Genomic DNA, 20,157 nt, shown 5'->3' on the forward strand with positions numbered 1-20,157 from the left:
ACACTCTGATGTTGAAACTTTATGCAAAAATATAACGATTAAATAATATACAATGGATACAGAAACAGTTTCCCCTAATTTCGATGACATCCGTCCGCTGAACAATAGTGAGGTAAAGGATGCGATTGAAAAATTGGTCGCCAATGAGGATTTCGAGCGGGCTTTACGTTACATAAAGCCGAATTTGAATTGGGAGGAATTCTCAGTTGCCATGCGTGCTTGCAAGACGAAGGAGGAGTTTAAATCTACTCTGGCCTATGACGCTGTAATGACGGTGGCGAAAAATACGACTTTCTCGCTTACTATCTCAGGGCGTAGCCGTCTGCCGAAAGATAAGGCGGCATGTACGTTTATCTCGAACCATAGGGATATCGTATTGGATGCCTCCTTCTTGAACGTCATGTTATATGATGTGGGGTATGGTATGACGCAGGTCGCTATCGGCGACAATCTTTTGATCCGTCCGTGGATCGAGACGTTGGTGCGCTTGAATAACAGCTTTATCGTGAAGCGTGGCGTTTCTGTTCGTCAGATGCTGGAGGTTAGCAAGATGCTTTCCTCTTATATCCATCATGCGATCAAAGATGTGAAAGAATCCGTCTGGATCGCCCAGCGTGAGGGACGTGCCAAGGATTCGGACGATCGTACGCAGGGTAGCGTGTTGAAGATGCTGAGTATCGGCGGCGATAAGGATAATCTGTTGTTGAATTTGATGGACTTGAATATCGTACCGGTCGCTATCTCCTACGAGTTTGACCCTTGCGATTTCTTGAAGGCGAAAGAATTCCAGATGAAGCGAGATGATCCGGATTACGTGAAATGTCAGCGGGATGATTTGTTGAGCATGGAAACGGGTATCCTGAATAATAAGGGTCGTGTCCACTTCACGATCACTTCCCCGATAAACGACTCTTTGGCCAAACTGGACAAGGATATGGAGAAGAATGAGCTGGTAAGTGCTATCGCGTCTGTTATCGACCGGGAGATTTATAAGAACTATCGTTTCTATCCTTGCAATTATGTAGCTTATGACTGGCTGAACGCTACTCGCCGTTTCCACGAGCATTACGGACCGAAGGATAAGAAGCAGTTCGAGGAATATATACAAGGACAGTTGAATAAGATTGTCCTTCCGAATAAAGATGAGTCGTTCTTGCGCAAGAAATTGTTGGAGATGTACTCTAATCCGTTGAAGAACTATTTGACAACTTTATAAGTTCCAATTGATTTTGATAGAGAGGTGTTGTAAAAGAGCGTAAGAAGCCTTTTACGACACCTTTTTTGTTAACTGGTGTATCGTAAAATCTATGTCGCTAATGTATATTCCACCAAGGGATAGTCTGGCCAAACACTACACGGTCTAATCATTTCACGGGCAGATAGAGCAAGCTACTTCCGATAATACTTTTATCCAATAGGAAGGCTCAACCGTAACAATTTCTCGCAGGCATCTCTATGTTCTCTTTCACGGCCTTCGCTGCATATCATTGACATAAAGTAAGTTGGCCGACGTGAAACGTGCGATCAACAAATTGAAATCATTGAGAGGAGGTACGTTATATTACCGCACGGCTCTGATAGACAGTGCCGCTTGCGAGGGCTTCCAAGAATGCCCAGTATAAGTTCCTTATACTGGGCACTGTAAGATGCTTACGATGGGCATTCTTGTATCCTTTGGATGGGTACCGTAAGAAAGTGTCCTTAGAAGGGATATCCGATAGCGAAATGGTAGCCCATACCGTCCTTGAATTTCGGGATATTGTAATAACCTTTCTTTCCGGTATCGTAAGGGAGATGCAGGCCGATACCCACGTCGAAACGGATGACGATAAAGGTCAGGTCGTAGCGTAGGCCGAAACCGGTACCCAAGGCTAGATCTTTGAGGAAGCTACCCCATTTCAGTTGTCCGCCGGGACGATCTGGATCGTTTCGGATCAGCCAGATGTTACCGCAGTCGAGGAAAGTGGCCCCATGAAGGTCGCCAAGGATCGGGAAGCGGTATTCGAGGTTGGTCTCGAATTTAAGATCACCCGTACGGTCGATGTAAGCGTATTTATTGTTGTCGCTGTTCTGGTAGTAGCGTCCGGGACCTATGCTGCGGATCGTAAAAGCACGGATGCTATTCGCTCCGCCGATGTAGAATTGCTCATTATAAGGGGAGGTACGGGCGTTACCGTAGCTATAAATAGCGCCGGCCATTAATCGGCCTACGAGATATTGCTTATGCCCGAGGGCGTAATTATAACGTATTTCGGCGGTTCCCTTGATGAATTGGGCGAAGGGGTTGCCGAGTAATTCCTTATCCTCTTTATTGAATTTCTTCCCGGCTAACGCATAAATCCCATCCAAGACTAGACCCGCTTGGGTAACGGATGCCTGCCACCAAAGATGGTTCCGGCGACTGGTAATCGGGGAATCATCATAGGTATAGGTATAGTTCATGGCCGGGATGAATTGATTTTGCAAACTCTTCTTTAGGGCCTTGTTCACGTTGGTAATGCTGTCGAACTCATGCGTGGTATGCTGGAGCAAGTTGAACGTTAGCTTGAAAGGGGTGATGGAATGATGAGACGTGGCGGTAGGCTGGAACTCATACGAGGCGTCACCACCGAATGCCAGCAACTTGAAGAAACGGGCCCGGTTCATCTGGTCCGCATAGAGGCGGAAGGTGGTGCTGGCCGGGAAATTCATGTCCCGTTTGTTGAATGTAGGGAACAATACCCGTGGGAAAGTCAGCGTGGTAGTCAAGCCTAACTCATAACTGTTGATCTTGGAGTTGCTACCATCCAGCTTGTTGCCGGTCTGCCATTCGTAAGAGCCGCGGAGTTTCACGCCGAAGGTCTCGCCCCCTCCGAAGACATTCCGTTTTGTCACGCTGAAAATGGCGCCCGGACCCACTTGGTCGTTGCTCTTGGCGGTGACGTTCAACTCCAGCTCGCCGTCCAATGGAAGATCGTAGACCGTATTGATCCGCAGATCCAGCGTATCTTGGCGGCGCATGGTATCACGGGGGGAATATTGCAACTCGGCATAACGGAAGATACCCAAGCGGGACAGGGCCGTTTGCGTCCGTTCCTGCGCCCGCTGGTTATAAAGTTCCCCCGACTTGAAATATAAACGGTTGTAAATGACCGAGGGGCGAACTCTTAGCTTACCCTCATAATGGATCGTAAGGTCCTTATAGCGGATCGAGTCCGTGGGAGTCTCATTCTGGTAGCCGTTTAGCCAGACGGATATATCCCCGAGCTTCCAAGGGCGGAGGGCCGAGGGGGGAAGACTTTCCTTCGGGGCCACCCGTAAGGCCACTTTCCCGGGGTTCAACAAGGTATCCGCTTGATAGGTGATGAAATCAGGACGGAAATAGTAATATCCGTTGTTACGGAGCAAGGACGAGATGCGTTCCCGCTCGGCTTGCAATTGGACGACGTTGAAATTCTCTCCTTTGTGGAGGATACGATCGCCGATCGTGGCATCGATCAATGAGTCGGCACGGTGACGGATATGGACGTATTGGATGCTGTCCAGCGTATACGGATCGTTCATGGTGACACTGTATTCCAGCTTTGCCTTCCGGGGATTCTTGGGATCGGGTATGACCTCGAAAGAAGTCTCTCCGTTGAAATAACCGTATTCGTTCAATAGATTCCGGGCTACCTTGACACGGATTTCCGGGTTCACGGTGGTGATCAGCACCGGTTTCGACGCTAGTTTGTTGAAGATCCACTTGCCGACCTTCCCTTTCTTGTTCACGAAAGCGTTGTAGACCCACAGGCCGAAAGGAAAAGGCACCCGGATCGAGGAGCTTCCCAGCAAGGCGTTGTTGGGGGGATAGGCTAGGGCGGCCTCGACCTCTTCCAAGGCGGCTTCGCCGGGTTTGGTCTTATCCTCGTTCTTCACCTCTATTTTCTTGATACCGGTATATAGGACCGCTCCCTCGGGAAGGTTCTTCGTGGTGGAGCAAGAGGAGAGAAGAAGTACGGATAGGAGGATGTTTCTGGTGGCGATGCGCCACGGCCTAAGGGTAAGCGATCTCGCCTGGTAAGGCGAGGCTTGCCGCTTAAAATGTGTTAAAACGTTTTTCATTCCTTTTCTTTTTCGTCATTTATGGGTTTCACTTTCGTTTTCTTGAAGTTGAATAGCTCCTTGAGGTGCATCATTTTCTTGCGGAGCACGATACCGGCTCCGGTCTCCGTGATCTCACCTTCTAGCAGGCTTTCGTAGTTCTTGTCGTGGAAGAGCTTAATGTATCGGGAGCCGCTACTGTCCAGCCGGTATTCTACGGATATGTTGTCGATGAACGGTTGCGCCTGCCCGTTGTTAATGTTCTCGCCAGTAGAGATACGACCGCCTAGAACCACACGGATACGGTCATTATAGAATCGCTTTGCGAAGCGGAAGGAGTAGTCGGTACGGGTACCACCTCCGGCGTCGCCATTATCATCGTACGTCTCCATACCGAAACTGATATCCACGGACTTCAAGGCGCTTCCGGCAATGTTGTTGATCTCGCTTTGCAAGAAGCTGGTCAAAGCGTCTCCCATATTCACGTTCACTTTGCCGCCACCACCGCCACCACCGAGGTACATACCGGTCACGAGCATGCTGACAGCCAGCTTTGCCCGTTCCTCCGGGCCTTTCGAGGTTAGTTCCTCTTGCATCGCCATGTCTTCCGGGGCAGTAAGGGTAAATTGCAATCCTAGGTTCTCCAGTCGCTGGGTCAATTCGATGCCTACGTCGAAATTCACCAAGCGGGGCGATGATTGCCCGGTTAGGGTGACGGACGTACGGACTCGCTCGGTAGCCGTAAGGTTCAAGGTCGGGTCCATGGGGTTGCCTGTCCATTGCACGTAGCTATCCTCCTGTACGTTGAACTCCTTCAGCGGGATGACCGGGATGGAGTACTTGATGGTTCCGCCCGTCAGCGTGTAGCGTCCGTTCAGGAACATATCTCCTTGCGGGGTATACTGGAAGGAAAGGTCGCCGCCACCCTCCAAATTGATATGGTTGGACTGGTCGGGACTTAAATCCACGTTCGCTTGTACGGCGGGATCGATGTGGATCGTCATCAACATGTCCATGCCTCCCATCGGCAACGGGGGCTTACGAGGCATGCGCCGACGTAAGGTATCCGTGAAAGAGGTGAAGGTTACCATGTCCGACATACGGTCTTGCACGGTCAACGGGGAGTCTTTCAGCACGTAGGTGATATTCGTTCCGCCCAATAATTGCAAGTCTCCTCGCATGGTCAAGGCACCCAACGGCCCGCGTACGGTAGAATTCAGGTTGACGAACAGCTTTCCGTAGACAAGGCTTTCCTCGTTTTTCTTAACGTTCAGCAGTTGCAAGTTATTCGCCGTTAGTTTAAGATTGGCGGTCATGCGGGATAAATCGTTGAAATCCACTTCTCCGTTGATGATAAACGGATTCTTGTTGTATGCGTAAATACCATATTGGTTGAACAAGATCCGGTTGTTCTTTATCTCTATCTTCTTATCGTCGAAACGGAAGGTAGAACCTGCGGCGCCTACATAAACGGAGGCGGTATCGAGAATCAGATATCCCTCGGCCATGGGTTTATCGCTTTGTCCGCTGATAGCGAGCGTACCATCGAGGTCTCCGCCCATTTTCGCCATATCATCCGGGATGAACGGGTTGGCGATATTCAAGGGGAAGTGCATGAATTCGATATTACCGCTGATATGGTCGGTCTCGCCCATCTGGTATAAGGCGGTAATGGCACTTACCTCTTTCCGGTCTCGGAAAAGGTGCATATCCACTTGATGGTTCCCCTGCTCTAAAGGTAGATAGACAGCGTTGAACATGAGTTCGCCAACCCGCTCGTTCTCATAATACAGATCATCAATGTTCATATCCGCTACGACCATGAAGGCAGAGTCGGAAGGAGCGTACTGGAAATCGGCGTTCAATATACCTTTCATCGGCGGGATATAACTGAACGCATTGGAGATAATCGCAAGGTCAATCTGGTTCAATTCGGCGTGGACTTCCTCCATTTCGTCATTTTCCGCTTGGGAATGTATCCAGAGGGAGGCGTTATTATCTCCGCTGAGTCGCAGGTTTGCCTCGATATCCTTCATGCTGTGTACCGCAACGTAATTATCCGGGTTCAGCTTGAAAGGGCGGAACGCTATGATCGGGTCATCGGGGAAGAAATGGAACTTGACCCCGTTCTGTATTTTATCGGCTCGGATTCCGAGTAACAAGCCGATCTTGCCTTTTCCGTCTTTGAAATAAAGGCGTGCGTCACCGAAGCCATAACGTATTTGCCCGTCTAGCCCAGCATTGAAAGGTTGTTGCTGCCTGTATTTATTCTTGATCACTTGGGCGCTATAGAGTATTCCGAGTGAATCTTGGTGCATCTCCGCCCGTATGGTATCAATCTGCATTGTATCCCGTGCCAGATCGTAAATGGAGACATCCATGCGTATACCCGTTTCCGGTGAGGTATAGGCGTTCATAGCTATGCTCTTGAAGTCTACGTAATAGGTTTGGAGATAGTTGTAGATCGGATTGTCTTGTCCTGCTCGTACCTCGAGGTACATATCGGGGAGGAGTGGACGAAGGATCTCTAGGTTGACTGTCGAGTCTCGTTCCAATTGTAGGACGATATCATTCGATACTTTGGTCAACTTATCCGTGATGTGATGTATACAATCATTACCCGTGAGGATGATCCCTAAATCCCCAGCGTGGAAAGACACACGGGTGGTATCGATATCTGTCCGGGCATGCAAGGTAAGCGTTTTCGGCTTGAAGCTTTGTTTCGAGGTGACGATCTCCCAGTTTCCTAACGTAATGTCTATCTTGTTGTTCTCTTCCAGATTACTTTCCGCCTCGGCGAAAAGCTGGAAGGAGGTGGCGAAAGGATTTGCCATTAGGTGCATACCCTGTAAATCAACGTTCTCCACATCCGCTATCAACATTGCTTTCACCTCGTGCTTGTGGAGGGTCGCATTTAAGGAGACATCCATTTTCGCTAACGGGTATTTGCTAAGCAGGTCTACTTTCAGCAAATTCTTTTCCAGAGAGCCATCAATGGATACGTTCGATACCGATGAGGCGCCGTAGCGTATATCCGAAATCTTACCGTCCAGCTTGGCCCACGTGCGTTCAGAGAAAGGGTCTGTGCCCCGGCCTTCCGCTTTGACGGAGGCGGTCAGCCAAAATAGAGAGTCTTTGGGCATGAAATGGGTAGGTTCCAGACTGTCTATCCGTAAATTAGCCTCGTAATCCGGTTTCACCGGATGATAGCGGGCGGTCAGATCTACTTTGCCTTTATCTTGGGTAAGAGTAAGCTCCGTACGGTACTCTTGATTCGCAAGCGTAGCCTTTCCCTTCAACTGAATGCCTGCCGGAATGGCAAATTGATCCCGTTGGGCGGCGGGAAGCATCGCCAGCAAAAAGTCCAGATTACCGGATCGAGCCTTTAACTGAATCTCACCGGTTCGCCGGATGCTATCCGTCACGGACTCCATGCTACCCGTGACGTTCATCTGAAACGCTCCCGGCAGCATGATATCGCCTTGTGTGATACGTATACTGGAGAGGTTGCCTTCTACGCCAGCCGTAATAGCGAGAGGCTTGTCCGGATAGGCTTTTTTGAAATCCTCCGGAAGAGAACCTGCTGCTATCAATAAATCTTCTTTCCCCAACGAGGCGTTTAACAGGGCTTTCATGCTCCCTTGCGGATGATCCTCGAGGAAGCTCCAAGGGATAGTCGCTGTCAATCTCACTTCGGAATTCGGTGTCTGGAGAAGTAGGTCCGGTACATCTATCTGTTCATGGTCACTCCGGATATTTCCTGCCAATGCTGAAACCTTGAGGCCGGAACGTTCTTCCACGAAGAATTCCTTGATGTGGGCGTTTATTTCTTTTCCTTGATAGAAGATGGAATCGATAGAGGTGTTCAGGTTCGTTAAACGGATATGGGAGAAATCGAGTCCTTGCTCGGGTGCCGCGTAATTCCCGTCATAGGCGAATGTGGAATTCGTTATGTCAAAGTTTCTTGCCTTATATTGTTCCGCTCCAAGATCCACGAGGCCGTTATTTAGCCCAGCTTTATCTACGAAAGCTGTAAGTCGTAACGAATCCGAGGGTACTTGTAGGGCGAAAGCTACCCGGTTCAAGCTAATCTTATCGAACTTGAGTACCCAGTTCAAGGGTGTGGATGTCGTGTCTTCTTTCGAGGTTGAGTCATTTAATAGAAGGGTAATGGCGGTATCGGATAGATCTACGGTATTCAATGTAGCTTTCTCCTCGGACAGGTCTATGCGATCGGCGTGTAGGTAAAGTTTCCCCAAGAATCCCTTGATTTCCATCCCTTCAATCATAGTCCCAGTATTAACCTTTACGTTCCTGAGATCGATCGCCTCTACCAATACTTGCTTCCGCAAAAGAGGAAGAGCACGAATCCGTACCGTCAAGCTCTGTAAACTCAACAAGGTATCGGCGGGAGGATTCACCACCTCGACGCCCTTAACCGTAAGGTCTAACGGGAAAGATAGCCTAATCCGCTCGATCCCGATCTGCATACCGGTCGTTTTTCCCGCATATTCGGTCGCTTTCCGTACTGCGAAGTTTTGGAAAGGAGGTATATATAATGATATAGAGAGTAACAATACCAATGCGATCGGTATTAGGCATATCACTCCTATCCGTTTAATCCATACGCTCATGTTAATACTTTTCTCTTTTTCTTATTTGTTTATTTGCCTGTTTTTATGACGATCGCCCCGTTTGCGCCTCTCACCCCGTATTCACCGGCGTCTTTCAATACTCTTAATTCCGAGACATCTTCCACGGGCATCGTGTTTAGAACAGATAAGTCCATCGGTATACCGTCTACCACTACTAGCGGGTCACTAGGACTGTTTAGGGAAACGCTCGCACGGATGCGTACGGAACCATCGGCGAATGTTATGCCACTCATCCTTCGTAGCAGGCAATAGAGATCCCGGCATCCGGTTTTCTGTATCTCTTCTTTATTCATAACGCTTGAGCTGACTATTTTGTTTCGTTCCCTTTCCATAATTTCTTTCAGGGCCTCATCAGGTTCAAAACTACGCTCTGCGTTGAATGTGCTATTCTTTAAAGTAATGGTTATATAATTGTATCCGTTGACCGGGACTTTGACTACATTTCTTGTTTTCTTAATAGTGACGAACAAGGTATCATTCAGGTTAGCCTCCGGGATAGTGAATACGCCATGTTTGTTCGTTTTCACGGTGATCGGATTCTGACTGCCTAGCGTGACCGGATAGCGTTTAATCATTTTATCACTGATGTCACGCAATACACCGACTAAAGTATCATTCTGTGCCAAAAGTATTTGGCTGCTGAATAATAAGATGATGATTGAAAAATAATGTATCGTTTTCACAACTCAATCTTTTTAGTTGGACATAATACAAAGATAACATAATATTTCTTAAAGGCGGAGTTTTAGGGCAAATTCGTAATAGGTATTATTTTTATGTTTCTATATAGTTTCATTTGTCGCTAAAATGAGATTACTATAAATGGAAATCATTACATTTGCCAAAATAAAATGAACGGTATGGAATTTGATTTAGCCTATTTGTGTAAAGAGGTTCGAGAAATAGCTCGTGCTTCTGCGACATTCTTAAAAGAAGAACGCCGAAAGTTTGACCGAAACTTAGTGGAGGAAAAAAGTGCTCATAACTATGTATCTTATGTGGATAAAGAATCGGAACGACGGATCATAGAGGCTTTGTCTACTTTGCTACCCGAAGCTGGTTTAGTCACAGAGGAAGGTTTTGGGAGTTTGACTGATGAGGAATATTGTTGGGTGATCGATCCTTTGGACAGTACTTCAAATTATATTCATGATATCGCTCCTTATTACGTAAGTATCGCTTTAAGAAACCGGGAGGAGTTATTGCTAGGAGTAGTTCATGAGGTGTGTAGGGACGAGTGTTTCTATGCTGTGAAAGATGGTAAGGCTTACTTGGATAGGAATGAGATACATGTATCGGATGTATCAGTATTGGATAAAGCTTTTGTTGCGTTGGGTTTTCCTTATAATTCTGATGCTTATCGTCCGGTAGCCGCTCATTTGGTTGATAGATTGTCTGGTTTTGCGGGAGGTACCCGTTTAATAGGGTCTGCTGCCGCTGAACTGTGTTATGTGGCAGCAGGACGTTTTGATGCTCGTATAGAATCCTATTTAGGCTCTTGGGACGTAGCTGTTGGTGCCTTGATTTTATTGCAGGCGGGAGGAAAGATATCGGATTTTGATGGCGGAAAGAACTGTTTTTTTAGTGAGGAGGTAGTTGCTAGCAATAGCAAGATTCACACTCTTGCGTTGTCTTTGTTGCCTTAATTCTAGAGTGATTCTGTGTATTCTAGTGCTTTTGTGTGTATTTAGAAGGTAAAAGAGTTTAAACTTACTTCTTATTTGCAGGGTGTTTTATCTGTTCTGATTTTCAAAGTGGATGGAGGAATTCAAATGCCCGTAAATTCTCCTGTGTGTCTAATTTAGTAAAAAAAATCAAGACTTTTTGGATTAGAGATTTTACTTACATTTGTGAAAAATAAAATTGTTACAGATATGAAAAAAAATCTATACATCTTTTTTCTGTTCTTTATTATAGGTCTAATGTCATGCAACCATCACTCAGGTCTATATGAACATGCGGAAGAGATAATGTCCCAACATCCCGATAGCGTTTTAACATTGCTATCAACAGTACAAGGAGTAGATGATCTTTCAGAAAAAGATCGTGCTATGTACTATCTACTTTTGACAGAAGCGCAAAATAAGACTTATGTCAAACCTACTTCAGATTCGTTGATTGCTATTTCTACTGAATATTTTGAAAAAAACGAAGATCGGGGAAAAAAAGCAAAAGCTTGGTATTATAGAGGGAGAATAAACCAAGATTTAGGTGATGTTCTTCATGCGCAGGATTATTATTTGAAAGCATTACGGGAGGAAGATGAGATAGATGATTATGCGCTATTAGGGCGCTTGTGCAATAGCATTAGTATGTTATATACCGATCAACAGGTTTACGAGAAATCTTTAGTTTTTCAAAAAAAGGCTTTAAGATATTTTGAAATTCTACGTGATACAGTAGGACAGTCTTTTGTTTTGAGAGGATTAGGAAGAGTCTTTTCTGTAATACATAAAAAGGATAGTGCGGTTTTTTATTACGAAAAGGCACTAAGTGTCGGGAATGACGTTATAAAACGTTCTATATATAATGAATTGGGGGGAGTCTATTTAGATTTGAATTTATATTCAAAAGCTTTTGGTAATATCCAAATGGCCTTAAGCTATCCTGCGAGTCAAGAGCAATTATATCCAATTTATTTAACGCTAGGAGAATTATATTTGAAAACATCTCATTTAGATTCAGCGGATTATTATTTAAAAAAAAGTTTAGGTAGTACAAGGCTTTCTACTAGAGCTGGTACTTATTATCATTTATCTCAATTGTCTAAAAGTAGTAAGCGATGGGAAGAGTATGTACTAAGGCAATCCAAATATGAAGAATTACGTGACTCTTTAATGCTAATAAGACAAACTGAATCATTTAGAAGAGAGCAAGACTTATTCAATTATCATCAAACAGAGTCAAAACTTCTTCAAACTACGATAGCATTTAATAGAGCTAAAATTAATTTCCTAATTGTAAACATCATTGCAATAATACTTACTATTGTTTTTGGACTGTCTGCTATTTTTGTTTATACTAAGTTTAAGAGGAGGAAAATGAGTATATTAGAACAACGTGAGAAGTTGACAGAATTATTGCGAAAACAACATGAAGATAAAATTCTTATAGAAAAGAATGAAGGGCTCATCGCCGATTTAGAAAAGAGGTTGCATGCATCTTCTATTGCTTATGATACGAAAGAGAAAGAACTCATTACTTTGAGGAAACAACGGTTAGAGATTGAAAATCAGAATTTATTGTTTGCTAAAACAGAAAATAAACTTTTGGTGGAACGTTTTGTAGTTTCTGACATTTATTATCGTTTCCATATAAAAGAAGAGTGGAGACCTAAAGATTGTGATTGGGCTGAATTATTTGATGCTCTAGATAAGACCTATAATAATTTTACTCATAGATTGATGGGGCTTGTTTCAAAATTAACCCCTATAGAGCTAAAAGTTAGTTGTTTAGTGAAGTCAAATGTTCCTCCTGCTACGATTGCAATGTTAATAGTAACAACTCCTACTAATGTGTCAATGATCCGTAAGCGGCTTTATGAAAAAATAAATACAACGGATAAAGGTTCTTCGGAGAAATTTGATAAATTTATTCGAGATTTTTAAGGATGTGCATAATTTGTGCAATAAAGTAATGCTGATTTGTGAAAAATGAATGATATGTTTGCTTCACAATTTATAAACATCAGATTATGAAAATTAAGAGATTTACTTTAGCATTATTATTTGCATTATGCTTGATTCATCCTTTATTCGGCGACACTATCCCTACGGAAGGTCGTTGGGATGATGAGTATTATCGTTCTGTTGGCACACATCGTCCTCCAGTTGTGTCAATCGAAGGAGACATCCTTTCCTTGAACTTTGAAGATGCTTTATCAAACTTGACTGTATGTGTCATGAGTGATAAAGGAGTGAAAGTTTATGAGGATGTTGTATCTTCAGAGGCTGGTGGCACTTATTTATTCTCTTTAGCGGGAGAGGTAAGTGGACAGTATCAGGTTGTGTTGTTACATCAGTTGGGACACTTGACTGGTAACTTTACCTTGAAATAAAAAATTGAGAGGCTTTGTAAGGAGAAAGAGCTGTTATGCTTCTCTGTAAAATGGGAAGTACAGCTCTTTTTTATTAGGATAACTGTACTAAATTCTAATCTTTACTTGGATACGTATCTATATACATGTTTTACCACTAAATGTATCATTAATCGGATTTAAATTAAAGTATTTTATGTGTTTATTATCAGGTATATATGTGATAATCCGGTAATGTTGGATTTATTGTGTTTTTTAAGAAATCAAATTTGGTGTAGTCGACCTATTTTTATTTCCAAATAGTGTTATTCTGTGACTATATTATAACTTGCAAAATTTAGTTATGAAATTCACAACGAAAAAGGATGTGCCAAAATGTACATATTTCCTTAATTGTGTTGGAGAGCATGCATTCCAACTCGGAATAGGGTTATTACGTTTGTCCTATGGGACAGCACATGAGGTGTATAGGAACCGGACGTGACAGAACAGCGAGCGGATACATCACCGAGAGTGCCTGTTATAAAGCACGAGGGTGTGAAGTTTGTCCTTTGCGTGGCAGTTGCTTTAAAGCGCTAGGTAACCGCATTATAGAGGTTCCCCGCCGGTTAAACCAATATAAACAGCGGGACGGGAAAGGTTGCTCTCGGAAGAAGGCTTCAGGCATAGGGGAAGGCGATGTCTTGAACCGGAAGCGGTTTTTGGACGGCTGAAACACGACATGGCGTACAGAGGGTTCCGGCATGTGGGAGAATACAAGGTTGCAATGGACTTTGCTTTCTTCGCTGTGGCTTTAAATATCAAAAAGTTGTGTGCGAAACTACTGAAAGCGGGAAAGAGAAGGGTTGCACGTGCTATATTTATCTTTATCAGACCACGTGTGGCGTAACATATGAGGAATTAGGCCTTATTACCAGATTACTGAAAAAATAGTCGCATAGACAAAAAAGGAGATGTGTCTTGGTTTTGCCACCTTTATGAAATGTTATGGGATTTAGTTGCTAAAATCAATATGGATTTTTCCCTTGTCTAAGAAATGACAAGACAATACTATTATATATGCCGTTTATTCTGTATTTTTGCCAGAAAAATTAGCAGACATGGCTGAAAACAAAGTTGAACATCTATTGGATAGCATTCATTTCCCGGAAGACCTGAGACATTTGTCACAGGATAAGTTGGAGCAGGTATGTGCCGATTTGCGTCAATATATTATCGATGTTTTGTCTGAGAATCCCGGCCACTTAGGAGCAAGCCTTGGTACGGTAGAGCTGACAGTCGCCCTTCATTATGTATTCAATACCCCCTATGACCGTATTGTCTGGGATGTTGGGCATCAAGCTTACGGACATAAAATACTTACAGGAAGGAAAGATATTTTCCATACGCTCCGTAAGTTTAAAGGAATTAGTGGATTCCCTAATCCTGCGGAAAGCGAGTATGACGCTTTTATTGCTGGACATGCCTCAAATTCAATCTCTGCAGCGATGGGGATGTCGGTAGCCTCGGCTTTGAAGAAGGAACTGGATCGCCATGTGATCGCCGTGATCGGGGATGGTGCTATGACCGGAGGACTCGCCTTTGAAGGGTTGAATAATGCGTCTGCCAACCCTAATAATTTGTTGATTATCCTGAATGATAACGATATGGCGATAGATCATAGCGTAGGTGGTCTTAGCCAGTATTTAGTGGATATAACGACGAGTCAAGCTTATAATAAAATGAGATACGATGTGTATCGAGGCTTAAAGAAGATTAAGCTCATCAATAACGATCGTCGGGAAAACATTTTACGTTTTAACAATAGCCTCAAAGCATTACTTACCCAGCAACATAATTTATTTGAAGGCTTCAGCATTCGTTACTTCGGTCCGGTGGATGGACATGATGTAAATTATCTGGTGAAGGTATTGAATGATATAAAAGATATGCAAGGCCCTAAGCTGTTGCACATCAAAACGAAAAAAGGAAAAGGCTTTAAACCTGCTGAAGAGTCCGCTACGGAATGGCATGCTCCCGGAAAGTTCAATAAAGAAACCGGTCAGCGTATTATCGTTCGTAAATTAGATGAGCCTCAATTATATCAAGACGTATTTGGTCATACATTGGTAGAGCTAGCGGAAAAAGATGAGCGTATTGTAGGAGTAACTCCGGCTATGCCTTCTGGTTGCTCTATGACTTATATGATGAAAGCCTTTCCGGATCGTGCGTTTGATGTGGGAATTGCAGAAGGACACTCCGTGACATTCTCTGCCGGATTAGCAAAGGAGGGAATGGTACCTTTTTGCAACGTGTATTCCTCATTTATGCAGCGTGCGTATGATATGGTTATTCATGATGTAGCTTTGCAAAAACTGCATATGGTGATCTGTCTGGACCGTGCGGGGTTAGTGGGAGAGGATGGGGCTACACATCATGGCGTGTTTGATTTAGCTTATCTCCGTCCAATACCGAATTTGGTAATTGCTTCCCCATTGAATGAGTTGGATTTACGGAATTTGATGTATACAGGCTATGCCGCTTTTGATGGCCCGTTTGTAATCCGTTACCCTAGAGGTAAGGGAGAGATGAAAGATTGGCGTAACGAGATGCAAGTATTGCCTATTGGAAAAGGGAAAAAGTTGCGTGACGGGGATGATATCGTCGTACTTTCTATCGGACCGATCGGAAACGAGGTGATCAAAGCCATCGAGATGGTGAAAGAAGAGGGGATATCAATAGCCCATTACGACATGATCTACTTGAAACCGTTGGATGAGGAGCTGTTGCATGAGATCGGGCAGAAATATAACCGTATTGTTACAGTAGAGAATGGAGTGATAAAAGGAGGTTTTGGTAGTGCTGTCCTTGAGTTTATGGCAGACAATGGCTATATGCCTCATGTAAAGCGTATCGGAGTGCCGGATGCGTTTATCGAGCATGGTTCTATACCGGAACTGTATCAATTATGTGGTATGGATGCCGAGAGCATTGCGAAACAGTTGAAGAATTGATTATTGTCAATTAATAAAATATGAAAATTGTCATAGCCGGTGCGGGAGAAGTAGGTACACATTTAGCGAAAATGTTATCTCAAGAGAATCAAGACATCATTTTGATGGATCCGAATGAGGAACGGCTGAATTTCTCAAAATCTAGTATGGAGATTCTCCCTATGGTCGGGAATCCGACCTCGCTTAGAGATTTGGAGGAGGCGGGGATCAAGAAAGCGGACTTGTTTGTAAGTGTTACTCCCGAGGAGACTACCAATATGACAGCTTGTATGTTGGCTCATAATCTAGGAGCTCATCGTACGTTGGCCCGAATCAATAATTACGAATATTTATTACCCAAGAATAAAGAGCTGTTCGAGAAACTGGGAATCAACTCGATGATTTACCCTGAGATGTTGGCGGCTAAGGAGATCGTGACAGCTGTACGCCGTCCGTGGACACGCCAATATTGGGAGCTGTTTGGTGGAGCTTTAATTCTGATAGGTGTTAAAGTTCGGGATAATTCCCGCTTGGTAAACCGGGTATTGGCCGAATTGCTAAATGAGCAGAAGCTATATCATATCGTCGCTATTAAGCGAAAGAACGAGACAATAATCCCCCGTGGTACGGACCGGATAGAGTCTGGTGACATCGTGTTCTTTACGACGACCCGATCTCATATAGAGGATGTGCGTTTACTGGCCGGAAAGAAAGATCCGGAAGTAAAGAAGGTTATTATTATGGGAGGAAGCCGTATTGCTATCCGTGCTTGCCAATATTTACCTAATAATATCCGGGTAAAAGTAATTGAGGCTAATAAAGAGAAAAGTCATCGAATCGCTGAGGTAGTGCCTAGTAATGTCTTAATTATAAACGGAGACGGCCGTGATACTGATTTGTTGATGCAAGAAGGTATCAAGGATGCGCAGACTTTTATAGCTTTGACGGAAAATTCCAGCACGAATATATTGGCATGTCTGGTCGCTAAGCGTTTAGGTGTGTTTAAGACAATCGCTAAGATTGAGAATATTGATTATATCCAATTGGCGGAAAGTATGGACATCGGTTCGGTTATCAACAAAAAGCTGATAGCGGCCAGCCATATTTATCAATTTCTTCTAGATGCGGATGTCTCTAATGTGAAATGTTTAACCTTTGCGAATGCGGATGTGGCGGAGTTGGTGGCTCGCCCAGATTCAAAGATTACCAAGAAACAAGTCAAGGATCTTCGTTTGCCGAAAGATATGACTCTCGGTGGGTTGATTCGTGACGGTGAACCTATGATGATCAAGGGTGATACTCAGATACAGGCATACGACCACGTTGTCGTATTCTGTTTGGATACGGCTATGCGTAAACTGGAGGACTACTTTAACTAGTTGATAGTTATGTTGAACGTACGTTTTATAGTGAAGATGCTAGGGGTGATGTTCATCCTTGAGACTTTTTTTATGCTGGCTGCTACCGTCGTAGCCTTCCTTTATCGGGGAAGTGATGTATATCCGCTTCTTATTTCAAGCGGAATCTTATTCGGGACCGGTTTTTTGTTCTACTCTATGGGCTTTAAGGCAAATGAACATTCGGCCGGTCGGCGGGAAGGAATGTTGATCGTGACACTGACATGGATTTTATTCTCTTTATTTGGAATGTTACCATTCTATATTGGAGGATATATAGATAATGTGACCGATGCCTTTTTCGAGACCATGTCCGGATTTACGACTACAGGCTCTACTATTTTAACGGATATAGAAGCGTTGCCTAAAGGAATCTTATTCTGGCGGAGCCTTACACAGTGGCAGGGAGGTATCGGTATGGTCGTATTCACCGTGGCCTTGATGCCTATTTTCGGAGGTGGTGCCTCCCAGATGTTTGATGCCGAAACGCCCGGTATAACCCATGAACGTTTTCGTCCTCGTATTACGCAAGTCGCTAAACGCCTGTGGGGGGTGTATGTTTTTCTGACACTTTTTTTAGTTGGCCTTTTATGGGCTGGTCCGATGAATTTGTATGATGCGGTAAATCATGCGTTCACGGCTATATCTACTGGTGGATATTCAACCAAAAATGCAAGTATCGCTTATTGGAATTCCTCTTATATAGAGTATGTAATAACTATTTTCATGTTTATCGGAGCTACCAATATGACATTGGTTTATTTCTGTTTTAATGGAAATGTGAAGAAATTGATTAAAGATGAGGAGTTTCGCTGGTTTTTCTTTTTTGTTTTAAGTGCTATTATCGTTGTCATGGCGTGGATCTTGTACCTTGGATTCGCCTCGGATGTAGAGAATGCGTTCCGTAAGGCGGCTTTCCAAGTGGTGACCTTGGTTTCTACCTGTGGATTTGCTACGGATGACTATATTCCTTGGGGGCCGTTTTTCTGGTTTATCGCATTGATCTTGATGTTTATTTGTGGATGTGCCGGATCTACTTGCGGTGGCTTGAAAATGGGGCGCTTCGTTATTTTAACGAAGAATCTCTCCAATGAATTTAAGAAACAGACACATCCCCATGCAGTGATTCCAGTACGAATGAACGGGCATGTCGTATCTGGTGATATCGTACACCGTGTGTTAGCTTTTGTGTTCGCTTATATTACGTTAATCGTGGTGAGCTGTTTGGCTTTATCTTTGGATGGGATGGGATTTTCGGAGGCGATTGGTGCTGCTGTTTCTGCTATAAGTAATGTAGGACCCGGTTTGGGAACACTTGGTCCGGTAAGTAATTTTGCGGATGTCCCCACGGTGTCGAAATGGTTTCTGTCCTTTTTGATGTTAACAGGGCGTCTGGAGATATTTACGGTATTAACGATATTAGTTCCCGGTTTTTGGAAACAGTAAAATTGTTGAAAATGAAGAGTATATGGGGTATTGCTAGTCTGCTGTGTGGTATTCTGTATTGTGGTATTTCTTTAAATGCCCAGAATGTATTGAAAGCAACGGGTTGGATGCCAGAGCACACATTTACTTCAGGAATAGAAGGTCCGGCTGTAGATAGCGAAGGAAATTTATATGCCGTAAATTATAAGAAAGAAGGGACGATTGGTATTGTACGCTCAGATGGTAGCCATGGCTGTTTTCTCACTTTGCCGGAAGGATCTACCGGGAATAGTATCCGCTTTGGGAAAGACGGAAATATGTACGTGGCAGATTATACAGGGCATAATATCTTAAAAGTGGATATGAAATCTAAAAAGATCAGCGTATTCGCTCATGAGCCAAAGATGAATCAACCAAACGATATTGCATTCGCCCCCAATGGAAATATGTATGCGAGTGACCCGGACTGGCCAGATCAGAAAGGCCAACTTTGGTTGATTACTCCGGATGCGAAAGTCTCCTTATTGGAGACGAATATGGGAACGACTAATGGCATCGCTGTGAGTGAGGATGGTAAACGCTTGTACGTTAATGAATCTGCTCAATTAAAAGTTTGGGTATATGATATATGCCCGGATGGTACTTTAAGGAATAAACGTCTATTTCATACTTTTGAGGGGTACGGTATGGATGGTATGAAGTGTGACGAGAAAGGAAATCTTTATATTTGCCGTTATGATAAGGGCACTATAGCTTTGTTAAATCCGCAAGGAGATTTAGTTGAAGAGATTCAATTGACAGGAAAACAGCCGTCTAACTTAACATTCGGAGGACCTGATCATTGTCAATGTTACGTGACATTGCAGGATCGGGGTTGTTTTGAAACCTTTAAGGTTCCTTATCCGGGAAAAGAATGGTAACCCGATATACGTTTTTGATTAATTTTGCGTTATAATAGGTACGGAATATTAAAAAGATATATAGATGATAGAATATATAAAGGGTGAAATCGTGGAACTTACACCTACACGTATGATTTTGGAGTGTGGTGGTATAGGCTACGAACTGAATATATCCTTGAATACATATAGTGCGTTTGGGAGCAAGACTACCGGGAAAATATATATATATGAGGTAATCCGGGAAGATGCTCATTTACTATTTGGTTTTGCCGAGAAAATCGAAAGGGAGTTGTTCCTTTTGCTTACTTCCGTTTCCGGAGTGGGACCGAATACCGCACGCATGATCCTTTCTTCTCTACCGCCATCCGAATTGGTTCAAGTGATCGGTTCAAAGAATGAGGCCGCATTGACTGCCGTGAAAGGGATTGGTTTGAAGACGGCCCAGCGTATCTTGGTAGATTTGAAAAATAAGGTGAAACCTATGGAGAGTATGGCCGGAAACTTGCCGGAGGCATCAGTCTCTAATGGAGCGGTAACCGAGGAGGCCGTAGCCGCATTGGTTATGTTGGGTTTCCAGAAAGCGGCTTCGCAAAAAGCGGTATCCGCTATTTTGAAAGGCTCGCCCGCTTTAGCTGTGGAACAAGTAATTAAAACTGCGCTTAGAATGCTTTGATAATTGACAATTGAGGATTAACGATTGACAATTAA

Annotated in this window: 12 protein-coding genes and 1 pseudogene; 10 read left to right on the forward strand and 3 right to left on the reverse strand. The window is 43.9% G+C overall.

The window, feature by feature from the left end; all coding sequences use genetic code 11:
* Positions 1-52 precede the first annotated feature (52 nt).
* Positions 53-1,216 carry a 1-acyl-sn-glycerol-3-phosphate acyltransferase gene (locus E5342_RS13880; RefSeq protein WP_121735451.1) on the forward strand — a complete coding sequence of 388 codons (1,164 nt, stop codon included), beginning with the start codon at positions 53-55 and terminating at the stop codon, positions 1,214-1,216.
* A 485-nt stretch (positions 1,217-1,701) separates the two neighbouring features.
* Here the strand turns inward: E5342_RS13880 and E5342_RS13885 are convergent, their stop codons facing one another.
* From E5342_RS13885 to E5342_RS13895, 3 genes are read right to left on the reverse strand one after another with little or no spacing between them, the layout of a single operon-like run.
* Complete coding sequence (locus tag E5342_RS13885) at positions 1,702-4,083, reverse strand: BamA/TamA family outer membrane protein (RefSeq protein WP_121735450.1); 2,382 nt, start codon at positions 4,081-4,083, stop codon at positions 1,702-1,704.
* A complete protein-coding gene (locus tag E5342_RS13890) occupies positions 4,080-8,696 on the reverse strand; it encodes a translocation/assembly module TamB domain-containing protein (protein ID WP_135959591.1) in 4,617 nt (1,538 codons plus the stop codon). The genes E5342_RS13885 and E5342_RS13890 overlap by 4 nt, the downstream gene beginning before the upstream one ends.
* A gap of 29 nt (positions 8,697-8,725) precedes the next feature.
* Entirely contained in the window at positions 8,726-9,400 is a 675-nt protein-coding gene (locus tag E5342_RS13895; RefSeq protein WP_121735448.1) for a TonB-dependent receptor plug domain-containing protein, read from the reverse strand.
* Between the two features lie 177 nt (positions 9,401-9,577).
* Here E5342_RS13895 and E5342_RS13900 point away from each other — a divergent pair, with 177 nt between their 5' ends.
* From E5342_RS13900 to ruvA, 9 genes and pseudogenes are all read left to right on the forward strand, one after another.
* Positions 9,578-10,363 (forward strand): inositol monophosphatase family protein, encoded by a 786-nt coding sequence (locus E5342_RS13900; RefSeq protein ID WP_121735498.1) that lies wholly within the window; start codon positions 9,578-9,580, stop codon positions 10,361-10,363.
* 228 nt (positions 10,364-10,591) lie between these two features.
* The gene (locus E5342_RS13905) at positions 10,592-12,325 is read left to right on the forward strand and encodes a tetratricopeptide repeat protein (RefSeq protein ID WP_121735447.1); all 1,734 of its coding nucleotides are present in this window, start codon (positions 10,592-10,594) and stop codon (positions 12,323-12,325) included.
* Positions 12,326-12,456: 131 nt separating this feature from the next.
* Entirely contained in the window at positions 12,457-12,774 is a 318-nt protein-coding gene (locus tag E5342_RS13910; RefSeq protein WP_246867118.1) for a DUF3244 domain-containing protein, read from the forward strand.
* Between the two features lie 410 nt (positions 12,775-13,184).
* Positions 13,185-13,649: pseudogene (locus E5342_RS13915) on the forward strand (transposase); the annotation flags it as partial.
* Positions 13,650-13,853: 204 nt separating this feature from the next.
* The gene (dxs, locus tag E5342_RS13920; RefSeq protein WP_135959592.1) at positions 13,854-15,746 is read left to right on the forward strand and encodes a 1-deoxy-D-xylulose-5-phosphate synthase; all 1,893 of its coding nucleotides are present in this window, start codon (positions 13,854-13,856) and stop codon (positions 15,744-15,746) included.
* Positions 15,747-15,766: 20 nt separating this feature from the next.
* Positions 15,767-17,104 carry a Trk system potassium transporter TrkA gene (gene trkA, locus E5342_RS13925; protein WP_121735444.1) on the forward strand — a complete coding sequence of 446 codons (1,338 nt, stop codon included), beginning with the start codon at positions 15,767-15,769 and terminating at the stop codon, positions 17,102-17,104.
* A gap of 9 nt (positions 17,105-17,113) precedes the next feature.
* A complete protein-coding gene (locus E5342_RS13930) occupies positions 17,114-18,568 on the forward strand; it encodes a TrkH family potassium uptake protein (protein WP_121735443.1) in 1,455 nt (484 codons plus the stop codon).
* Positions 18,569-18,579: 11 nt separating this feature from the next.
* Positions 18,580-19,467, forward strand: a complete 888-nt coding sequence (locus E5342_RS13935) for an SMP-30/gluconolactonase/LRE family protein (protein ID WP_121735442.1) — start codon at positions 18,580-18,582, stop codon at positions 19,465-19,467.
* A 64-nt stretch (positions 19,468-19,531) separates the two neighbouring features.
* Positions 19,532-20,122 (forward strand): Holliday junction branch migration protein RuvA, encoded by a 591-nt coding sequence (gene ruvA, locus E5342_RS13940; protein WP_121735441.1) that lies wholly within the window; start codon positions 19,532-19,534, stop codon positions 20,120-20,122.
* The last annotated feature ends 35 nt before the right edge of the window (positions 20,123-20,157 follow it).

The organism is Parabacteroides distasonis (genome assembly GCF_004793765.1).
Taxonomy (GTDB): domain Bacteria; phylum Bacteroidota; class Bacteroidia; order Bacteroidales; family Tannerellaceae; genus Parabacteroides; species Parabacteroides distasonis_A.

What these genes read in the sequence shown, in the direction of transcription:
- E5342_RS13935 (WP_121735442.1), top strand. Translation starts at nt 18,580, where the DNA reads ATGAAGAGTATATGGGGTATTGCTAGTCTGCTGTGTGGTATTCTGTAT.
- E5342_RS13880 (WP_121735451.1), top strand. Translation starts at nt 53, where the DNA reads ATGGATACAGAAACAGTTTCCCCTAATTTCGATGACATCCGTCCGCTG.
- ruvA (WP_121735441.1), top strand. Translation starts at nt 19,532, where the DNA reads ATGATAGAATATATAAAGGGTGAAATCGTGGAACTTACACCTACACGT.
- E5342_RS13930 (WP_121735443.1), top strand. Translation starts at nt 17,114, where the DNA reads ATGTTGAACGTACGTTTTATAGTGAAGATGCTAGGGGTGATGTTCATC.
- E5342_RS13905 (WP_121735447.1), top strand. Translation starts at nt 10,592, where the DNA reads ATGAAAAAAAATCTATACATCTTTTTTCTGTTCTTTATTATAGGTCTA.
- E5342_RS13890 (WP_135959591.1), bottom strand. Translation starts at nt 8,696, where the DNA reads ATGAGCGTATGGATTAAACGGATAGGAGTGATATGCCTAATACCGATC.
- dxs (WP_135959592.1), top strand. Translation starts at nt 13,854, where the DNA reads ATGGCTGAAAACAAAGTTGAACATCTATTGGATAGCATTCATTTCCCG.
- trkA (WP_121735444.1), top strand. Translation starts at nt 15,767, where the DNA reads ATGAAAATTGTCATAGCCGGTGCGGGAGAAGTAGGTACACATTTAGCG.
- E5342_RS13885 (WP_121735450.1), bottom strand. Translation starts at nt 4,083, where the DNA reads ATGAAAAACGTTTTAACACATTTTAAGCGGCAAGCCTCGCCTTACCAG.
- E5342_RS13900 (WP_121735498.1), top strand. Translation starts at nt 9,578, where the DNA reads ATGGAATTTGATTTAGCCTATTTGTGTAAAGAGGTTCGAGAAATAGCT.